Below are 9,233 nucleotides of genomic sequence, written 5' to 3'. Positions count from 1 at the left end.
TGCCGGGACGGCGGCGGGCGCCACGACGGCCCTGGCTGGGTACCGCCCGACCTGGCGACAGCGCCCGCTGCCACCCCGTACCCCGCCTCCCCGAGTGCCGCCGCCTCCGCTTGCCCGCCAGTCGTCGCCGGCAGCCCCGCCCCCCACGCCGCCGACTACACGGCCGCCTCGCCCGCGCAACCCCTACCCACCCGCACGCACCGCATCAGGAAGGCAACGCGCATGAACACCCCGCACCGCCCCGCCGGTCTGCCGACGACCATCGGTCACTGGATCGGCGGTGACACCGTCCCCAGCGCGGACGGCCGTACGTTCGACGTGCTCGACCCCGTCTCCAACCAGCCCTACGCCACGGCCGCCCGGGGCGGTGCCGAGGACGTGGCCCGCGCGGTCGCCGCCGCCAAGGAGGCGTTCCCGGTCTGGTCGGGGTACGCCAACCGGCAACGGGCCCAGGTCCTGAACCGGATCGCCGACGCGATCGAGGCCCGGCACGACGTCCTCGCCGCCTTCGAGTCGTTCGACTCGGGCCTGCCCATCAGCCAGGCCCGGGGCCAGGCCCGCCGGGCGGCGGAGAACTTCCGCTACTTCGCCGACGTGATCGTCGCCCTCGGCGAGGAGGCGTTCCGCCAGGGAACGGAGCAGATCAGCTACGTCGTCCGCACGCCGGTCGGGGTCGCGGGGCTGATCACGCCCTGGAACACCCCGTTCATGCTGGAGAGCTGGAAGCTGGCCCCGGCCCTCGCCTCCGGCTGCACGCTGATCCTCAAGCCCGCCGAGTGGACCCCGCTGTCCGCCTCCCTCTGGCCGGAGATCTTCGCGGAGGCCGGACTGCCCGCGGGCGCGGCGAACATCGTCCACGGCATCGGCGAGGAGGCCGGCCAGGCACTGGTGGACCACCCCGGCGTACCGCTGATCTCCTTCACCGGCTCCACCGACACGGGCCGGCACATCCTCCGCTCGTCGGCCGCCCACCTGAAGACGGTCTCGATGGAACTCGGCGGGAAGTCACCCGCGATCGTCTTCGCCGACGCCGACCTCGAAGCGGCCCTGGACTCCGTCGTGTTCGGCGTCTTCTCGCTCAACGGTGAACGCTGCACCGCCGGTTCACGGGTCCTCGTCGAGCGCGCCGTCTACGAGGAGTTCACGGCACGGCTGGCGGCACGGGCCGAGAAGGTCAGGGTCGGTGACCCCGCGGACCCCGCCACCGAGGTCGGCGCCCTGGTCCACCCCGAGCACTACGAACGCGTCCTGAACTACGTGGAGATCGGCAGGAAGGAGGGGAAGCTGGTCGCGGGTGGCACCCGCCCCGGGCACCTCGCCGAGGGCAACTACCTCCAGCCCACGGTCTTCGCCGACGTGGCCCGCGACGCGCGGATCTTCCAGGAGGAGATCTTCGGCCCCGTCGTCGCGGTCGCCCCCTTCGACGAGGAGACGGAGGCGGTGGACCTGGCCAACGCGACCGCGTTCGGTCTCGCCGCCTACATCTGGACCTCCGACCTCAAGCGCGGGCACCGGATCGCCCACGCCGTCGAGTCCGGAATGGTGTGGATCAACTCCCACAACGTCCGTGACCTGCGCACACCGTTCGGCGGCGTGAAGGCGTCCGGCGTCGGCCGGGAAGGCGGCGCGCACAGCATCGACTTCTACTCCGACTCCAAGATCGTCCACGTGGCCCTCGGGGATGTGCACACCCCCCGGTTCGGAGCGGACCAGTGACCTCCACCGCCCCCATCGCCCCCGACGTCATCCGCTCGGCGTACGCCCAACTCGTCGTGACGGACCTGCCCAAGGCCCGCTGGTTCTGGGCGGACATGCTCGGATTCCACATCCAGTACGAGGATTCCGACGCCCTCTACCTGCGCGGCAGCGACGAACTCACCCACCACAGCCTCGTCCTGCGCAAGGGACCGGCCCCGGCCCTCGACCACCTCGCCTACCGCGTCCGCACCCCCGAGGACGTCGACCGCGCACAGGAGTTCTTCACCCACCTCGGCCGCCCCGTCCGGCGGGTTCCCGCCGGCCAGGGAGCCCGGGGGATCGGCGACGCCGTACGCGTCCTCGACCCGCTCGGCTTCCCGGTCGAGTTCTTCTACGAGACCGAGCGCGCCGAGCGCCTGATCCAGCGCTACGACCTGCGTCACGGCGCCGAAGTCGCCCGCCTCGACCACTTCAACATCTGCACCCCCGACATCCCGGCCGCCTACGCCCACTACAGGTCCCTCGGTTTCGGCTGCTCGGAGACGATCGAGGGCGACGAGCACGAGCTGTACGCGGCTTGGATGTACCGCAAGCAGACCGTCCACGACGTCGCCTTCACCGGAGGCGCCGGACCACGGCTCCACCACCTCGGCATCGCCACCCACGAGTCCCACCAAGTCCTTCGCGCCGCCGACCTGTTCGGCTCCCTCCGCAAGGAACACCACATCGAACGCGGACCGGGCCGACACGGCGTCTCCAACGCCTTCTACCTCTACCTCCGCGACCCGGACGGCCACCGGGTGGAGATCTACACCAGCGACTACTACACCGGCGACCCCGACCACGAGACATACCGCTGGAACGTCCACGACGACCGCCGCCGCGACTTCTGGGGCAACGCAGTCATCGAGTCCTGGTACAAGGAGGCCACCCCGGTCCTGGACCTGGACGGCGCTCCCCACCCGGTGACGGACGGCCTGCTCGACGAGTCGGCCGTCCAGATCGGCGCCGACGGCCTCGGCTGAAGATGCTTGCACCCAAAAGTGGAATGAATATAATCAATACTCGCTGGATGGAATCCTCGGACCGGTGTCGACAGCGAGGGCTTCCCGAACAAAAGGAGCAGTTCATGCACACCGAGACCGACCCGCACTCCTGGCTGCGCCCGGGCATGCCCCGCACGACGCACGTCGACTGGGACGCCACGGTCGACTTCGAGCGGAAGCGGCTGCGCTGCTCGGTGACCCTCACCTTCGACCACGCCGACGGCGGCGAGGTGGTCCTGGACACCCGGCAACTGCGCATCCACGGGATGGCGCGCGCGAACGGCGAGCCGCTGGCCTTCACGGTGGGGGAGACGGACGAGGTTCTCGGTGAGCCGCTGCGCTTCGAACTCCCCGCGGGCGACGACACCGTACGCATCGACTACGAGACGACGGAGGACGCGACCGCGCTGCAGTGGCTGGCCCCCGAGCAGACCTCGGCCGGCACCCACGACTTCCTCTTCAGCCAGTGCCAGACGATCCACGCCCGCTCCATGATCCCGTTGCACGACAGCATGTCGGCCAAGGTGGGCTTCCACGCCCGCGTCACCGTCCCGGACGGCTACACCGCCCTGATGTCCGCGAAGTCGGCCAGCGAGACCGCGTCCCCGGCCGACGGTACCCGCACGTACGAGTTCGAGGCCCCCCAGCCCCGGCCGCCCTACCTGATCGTCCTGGTCGTGGGCAACGTGACGTCCCGGCGCATCGGCCCGCGCAGCCTCATCTGGGCCGAGCCGGACGAACTGCCCGCGGCGGCCGAGGAGTTCTCCGGCGTCGAGGACCTGCTCGTCGCCGCCGAGAACCTCTACGGGCCGTACCCCTGGGGGGACCTGGACCTGATCGTCATGCCGCCGAGCTACCCCTACGGCGGGCTGGAGAACCCGGGCCTGACCTTCCTCAGCCCCACCCTCGTGCTGGGCGACAAGTCCGAGGTCGGCGTCCTCAGCCATGAGATCGCCCACCACTGGAGCGGCGACCTGGTCACCGGCCACTCCATGAACCACTTCTGGGTCAACGAGGGTTTCACGACGTACGCGGAACGCCGTATCACCGAGGCGACCGTGGGCGTCGACGTCGCGGACCTGTGGACCGCGCTCGCCATCGACGACCTGCGCGCCGACTTCGCCTACTTCGCCGAGAACCCCGAACTGACCCGCCTGCGCAAGGACCTCACCGGCCAGGACCCCGACACGACCTCCTCCTGGGTCGCCCACGAGAAGGGCGGACTGTTCCTGCGGGCACTGGAGGAGAAGGTCGGCCGTGAGCGCTTCGACGCGTTCTTCAAGCAGTTCTTCGCCGACTTCGCCTACCGCAGTCTGACCACCGAGGAGTTCCTGGAGTACATCGACGGGTTCTTCCCCGGCGCGATCGACTACCGGGAATGGCTCTACGGCGACTGGCTGCCCGCCGACACCCCGAAGGTCGCCTCGCGCTTCCTGACGGAGACCGAAGCCGTCGGCCAGGGCCTCCCCGGTGCCGCGCAGGCCGACTGGACCGCCGAGCACTGGAAGGCCTACCTCCGGCGCCTGACCGCCCCGAAGGACGCGGACTTCCTGGAGACCCTGGACCGCGCGCACGCCCTCACCACCAGCGTCAACCTGGAGATCCGGGTCGCCTGGCTGACCCTCGGCGTCCGCTCGGGCTACGCCCCCGCAGTCATGGCCACCGCCGAACTCCTCGCCGGCGTCGGCCGGATGAAGTACCTCAAGGTGCTCTACGACGCCCTGGCGGACCGCGAGGAGACCCTCCCGCTCGCCCTCAGCACCTACCGGGCCAACCGCGGCTTCTACCACCCGATCGCCCGCACCGTCGTGGAGTCCCGCTTCGAGCACCTCGGCATCGCCCCGAGCGCCTACCGCGACGACACGGGCGACACCGGCGACGGTTCCGCGGACACCTCGGAGGGCGCTCGTGTTTGACCTCCTCAAGCAGCTCACCGAGCTGCCCGGACCGGTCGGCCACGAGGACCCGGTCGCCGACTTCCTGCGGACCGCCTGGACCGAGGCCGGCGCGAAGGTCACCACGACACCCGTCGGGAACGTGGTCGGTGTCATCCCCGGGGCCGTCCCCGGCGGTGGACCGCGCCTCATGATCCAGGCGCACATGGACGAGATGAACCTCAGCGTCCGGTCGATCACCCCGGACGGCTTCGTACGGCTCGGCTCGGGCGTCCGGGGCTCGGGCTTCGGCATCCTCCCGGAGGCGGTGAACCGCGCGGCGCACATTGTCACGCGGACCGGGGTCGTCGAGGGGATCTTCGCCCGTGCCACCGGGCATCTGCGCTCCGCCTGCGGCGGCGACCTGGCCGGCGCGGTGACCTGGGACGGCGTCCACGTCGACCTCGGGCTTCCCGACCGGCAGGCGGTGCTGGACGCCGGTGTCCACGTCGGCAGCCCGGTCCTCTACCAGGCCGAGACCCGCCGACTCGGCGACCGTGTCATCGGCAAGGCCTTCGACGACCGGGTCGGCCTCGCCCTCATGACGGAACTGGCCCGGCGCCTGGCCGGGACCGGCGCGACCCGGGACGTCGTCCTGGTCGGCACCGTCCAGGAGGAGACGGGAGCGGTCGGCGCCGCTTCGCTCCGGTTCGACCTCGGCGCCTTCGACGAGGCCATCGCGCTGGAGATCGGCCCGGCGGGAGACACACCCGGCATGCCCGACGGTCCCCGCGAGGTCGCCCTCGGCCGTGGCCCCGCCCTCGTCCACGCGGACGCCGCCGCCCACTACGACAGCCGCCTCACCGCGACCCTCGTCGACCTGGCGCACACCCGGGGCATCCCGGTCCAGCACGCGGCGTTCGAGTGCTTCGGGACCGACGGCGCTCAGCTCATGACGCAGGGCATCCCGACCGCGCTGCTGGCCGTACCGACGCGCTACACGCACAGTCCCTACGAGATGGTGGACCTCGCGGACGTCTCCGCCGCCCTCGAACTGCTGGTGGCCGCATGCACCCGGTGACCGACGACGAACTCCGGCGCACGATCGGCACGCTCATGCCGGACGCCCTTACCCGGCTCGCGGAACTCGTCCGGCTCCCCTCGGAGTTCGGCGCGGACCCGGAGCGCCGCCGGGCCTGCGCCGACGCCGCCGCGCTCATCGTGGACGCCCTGCGCGACCTCGACTTCCCAGACCCCCGCGCGGTGCCGACGTCCGACGGCTCCCTCACGGTGCTCGCCCGCCGACAGGGCCCACCCGGGGCACCGACCGTCCTCCTGTACAGCCACTACGACGTACAGCCCGAGGGAACCGCGGCGGACTGGACCCACCCGCCGTTCGAGCTCACGCGCGACGGCGACCGGCTCTACGGACGCGGTGCCGCCGACTGCAAGGGCGGCGTCGTCGCCCACCTGACCGCGCTCAGGGCGCTCGGCGACGCCTGCCCCGTCACGATCCTCTTCGTCGGCGAAGGCTCCGAGGAACAGGGCGGAAGGGGCCTGGACCACTACATCCGGTCGCATCCGGCCGAGTTCGCGGACGTCGACGCCGCGCTGATCCTGGACGCGGCCAACCCCGGACCGGGCAGGCCCGCCATCGTGACGTCGCTGCGCGGCGTCGTCGTCTCCCGGGTCTCCGTACGCACCGGAACCCGCATCCTGCACTCCGGCACTTTCGGCGGCGCGGCACCGGACGCCGCCATGGCCCTGATCAGGATCCTCGCGAGCCTGCGCGACGACACGGGCGACACGGTCATCGACGACATGCCGACACCGCAGATCCCGCACGACGCCGACCACCGCGCCGACGCCGACTATCCCGAGGCCGCTTTCCGCGAGAACGCGGGTCTGCCGGCCGCCGGGCGGGTGCTCGGCTCCGACGACATCGCCACCCAGCTGTGGGCGCGGCCCGCGCTCACCGTCCTGGCCACCGACCTGCCCGCACTGGGTGAGGCGGTGCCCGCGATCCGGCCGACCGCGCGGGCGGTGGTGAACCTGCGGGTGCCGCCGGGGGTGCCCGCGCGCCTCGCCAGCGATCTCCTCACCGCCCACATCCGGCGCCACAACCCCTGGAACGCCGAGGTCGACGTCGAGGAGGTCATCTCCAGTGACCCCTTCACGGCACCCGCGGACGGTCCGGCACACCGTACGCTCGCAGGGGCCCTCGGCGCCGCGCACGGCCGCCCCGCCGTCACCGTCGGCGACGGCGGCTCCATCCCGCTCTGCGGCACACTCCGGGCCGTGGCACCCCGCGCCGAGATCCTGCTCTTCGGCATCTCGGAGCCCGGCAGCAACATCCACGCGATCGACGAGAGCGTCCTGCTGAGCGACCTGGAGGCCGCCGTCGTCGCCGAGGCGATGTTCCTGCGGGACCTCGGGACCGATCCGCGCCAGAGAAAAGAAGAAGAACAGACATGACCGACACCGACACCGAACCGACACTGGCGTACCCCCACCTCGAAGCGGTGCCCACCCCGTACGCACTCGTGGACCGCCGACGCGTGGCACACAACGTCCGGCGCCTGAACAAGCACCTCGGCGGACTCGGGGTGAGCCTGCGCCCGCACGTGAAGACGACCAAGTCGCCGGAGCTCACCCGGATGATCTGGGACGGTGGAACCGGACCCATCACCGTGTCCACGCTCGCCGAAGCGGAGGCCTTCGCCGCCGACGGCTTCTGGGACATCGTCTACGCCGTCGGTATCGCCCCCGACAAACTCGACCGCGTACACGCCCTGCGCGCCGGGGGAGCGGACCTGGTCGTCCTGCTCGACAGCGTGGCGCAGGCCGAGGCGGTGTCGGCGGCCTCACGCACACTCGGCGACCGGATCCCGGCGCTCATCGAGATCGACTGCGACGGCCACCGCAGCGGCGTACGGCCCGCCGACCCCGTACTCCCGCGCATCGCGGACGCCCTGCGGGACGCGGAACTGCGCGGAGTCCTCGCCCACGCCGGCGAGTCCTACAACTGCCGCACCACGGCCGAGCTGGAGGTCGCCGCCGAGAACGAGCGGGCGACGACCGTCGCGGCGGCCGAAGCCCTGCGCGCGGCCGGCCACCGCGTCGACGTCGTCAGCATCGGCTCCACCCCCACGGCGCACTTCGTGCGTGACGTCACAGGCGTCACCGAGGTCAGGGCGGGCAACTACCTGTTCTTCGACCTGGTCATGGCCGGAATCGGCGTCTGCGACCTGGCGGACATCGCCCTCTCCGTCGTCGTCACCGTCATCGGTCACCAGGCCGAGCGCGGCTGGATCGTCACCGACGGCGGCTGGACGGCGACCTCCCGCGACCGCGGCACCGCGGAGCAGGCGGTGGACCACGGGTACGGCCTGGTCCTGGACCTCTCCGGGCGGCCGATCCCCGATCTCCTCATGGCGAGCGCCAACCAGGAGCACGGAATCCTCGCCCTGCGCGAGGGCAGCCGTGAGACCCTTCCGGACCTCCCCGTCGGCACGAAGGTGCGCGTGGCGCCGAACCATGCGTGCGCGACAGCCGGGCAGTACCGCGAACTCCACGTCCTGGACGACCCCGAGGGCCCGCTGAGGACCCTCGCGCGCGTCGAAGGGTGGTGAGCCGCGTGCACCTGGTCCCCGAGGAGACCTCGGCCGCGCTGATCAGCCACGAACTCGCCTACGACGCGGTACGGGACGCTTTCGTGGCCGCGGCCTCGCCCGACGCGAAGCTGTTCCCGGTCGTGATCGGCCACGGCTCCGACGAGGCGAACCAGTTCACCCTCAAGTCGGGCGCCAGCACGCACTTCGCGGGCGTCAAGATCGGCACCTACTTCCCCACGAACGACCTGCGGGGCCTGCCCCGCCACGGCACGGCCATCCTCCTGCTCGACCAGGAACGCGGCCGGATCGGCGCGATCGTCGAGGCCGCCCAGGTCAACGCCTATCGCACCGCCGCCGCCGACGCCGTCGCGACGGACGCGCTGGCCCGCCCCGACGCCCACGTACTGACCGTCTTCGGCACCGGCCACCAGGCGCTGTACGAATGCCTGGCACTCACCCGCGTACGCCCCGTCTCCGTAATCAACGTCGTCGGCCGGCAACCGGAGCGCGTCGACCGGTTCCGCGCCGAACTGGCCGCCCGGGGAGTCGACGCCGCAACGCGTGCCACGAGCGCCGAGGAGGGCTGTGCGGACGCCGACATCATCGTGACCGCCACCACGGCCACCGCCCCGCTCTTCGACGGCACCTGGGTGCGGCCCGGAACCCACATCTCGACCATGGGATCGGACTCGCCAGGCAAGCAGGAGCTGCCGCCGGACGTCCTCGACCGGGCCGGGTTGTACTGCGACCTGCCGTCGCAGTCCCTCACGATCGGCGAGTTCCAGCACTTCCGAGGGGCACCGGAGACGGTGACGGCGATCGGTTCGCTCCTCACGGGCACTCATCCCGGCCGTACCGGCGCCGACCAGATCACGGTGTTCGACAGTTCGGGGATCGCGCTGCAGGACCTTTATGTCGCCCAGGCGATCCTGTCCCGGGTGCTCGCCGCGGACTCGACCGCTGACTGATCCGACTTCGACACCGCACTGCCCCTCTTCCGA

At 71.5% G+C, this 9,233-nt stretch carries 7 protein-coding genes; all 7 read left to right on the top strand.

From position 1 onward, the window contains the following. Window positions 1-222: 222 nt before the first annotated feature. The 7 genes from hpaE (at window position 223) to HLK59_RS04865 (ending at window position 9,200) form a co-directional block, all read left to right on the top strand. Window positions 223-1,716 carry a 5-carboxymethyl-2-hydroxymuconate semialdehyde dehydrogenase gene (gene hpaE / locus HLK59_RS04895; protein ID WP_171139960.1) on the top strand — a complete coding sequence of 498 codons (1,494 nt, stop codon included), beginning with the start codon at window positions 223-225 and terminating at the stop codon, window positions 1,714-1,716. After that, window positions 1,713-2,723 (top strand): 3,4-dihydroxyphenylacetate 2,3-dioxygenase, encoded by a 1,011-nt coding sequence (hpaD, locus tag HLK59_RS04890; RefSeq protein ID WP_171139959.1) that lies wholly within the window; start codon window positions 1,713-1,715, stop codon window positions 2,721-2,723. The genes hpaE and hpaD overlap by 4 nt, the downstream gene beginning before the upstream one ends. Window positions 2,724-2,827: 104 nt before the next feature. Continuing rightward, window positions 2,828-4,660 (top strand): M1 family metallopeptidase, encoded by a 1,833-nt coding sequence (locus HLK59_RS04885; protein WP_171139958.1) that lies wholly within the window; start codon window positions 2,828-2,830, stop codon window positions 4,658-4,660. Next, window positions 4,653-5,699 (top strand): M20/M25/M40 family metallo-hydrolase, encoded by a 1,047-nt coding sequence (locus tag HLK59_RS04880; protein ID WP_171139957.1) that lies wholly within the window; start codon window positions 4,653-4,655, stop codon window positions 5,697-5,699. Before HLK59_RS04885 ends, HLK59_RS04880 begins: the two co-directional genes overlap by 8 nt. Continuing rightward, complete coding sequence (locus HLK59_RS04875) at window positions 5,687-7,093, top strand: M20/M25/M40 family metallo-hydrolase (protein WP_206326775.1); 1,407 nt, start codon at window positions 5,687-5,689, stop codon at window positions 7,091-7,093. Before HLK59_RS04880 ends, HLK59_RS04875 begins: the two co-directional genes overlap by 13 nt. Continuing rightward, a complete protein-coding gene (locus HLK59_RS04870; RefSeq protein WP_171139956.1) occupies window positions 7,090-8,250 on the top strand; it encodes an alanine racemase in 1,161 nt (386 codons plus the stop codon). The genes HLK59_RS04875 and HLK59_RS04870 overlap by 4 nt, the downstream gene beginning before the upstream one ends. After that, the gene (locus HLK59_RS04865) at window positions 8,247-9,200 is read left to right on the top strand and encodes an ornithine cyclodeaminase family protein (RefSeq protein WP_346779651.1); all 954 of its coding nucleotides are present in this window, start codon (window positions 8,247-8,249) and stop codon (window positions 9,198-9,200) included. Before HLK59_RS04870 ends, HLK59_RS04865 begins: the two co-directional genes overlap by 4 nt. Window positions 9,201-9,233: the final 33 nt, after the last annotated feature.

This window comes from Streptomyces sp. S3(2020) (assembly GCF_013044505.1).
In the GTDB taxonomy this organism is placed as follows: Bacteria; Actinomycetota; Actinomycetes; order Streptomycetales; family Streptomycetaceae; genus Streptomyces.
This window is presented reverse-complemented; position numbering and strand designations above follow the sequence as displayed.

Coding starts and splice junctions, on each gene's coding strand:
- HLK59_RS04885 (WP_171139958.1), top strand. CDS start 2,828: ATGCACACCGAGACCGACCCGCACTCCTGGCTGCGCCCGGGCATGCCC.
- HLK59_RS04875 (WP_206326775.1), top strand. CDS start 5,687: ATGCACCCGGTGACCGACGACGAACTCCGGCGCACGATCGGCACGCTC.
- HLK59_RS04870 (WP_171139956.1), top strand. CDS start 7,090: ATGACCGACACCGACACCGAACCGACACTGGCGTACCCCCACCTCGAA.
- hpaE (WP_171139960.1), top strand. CDS start 223: ATGAACACCCCGCACCGCCCCGCCGGTCTGCCGACGACCATCGGTCAC.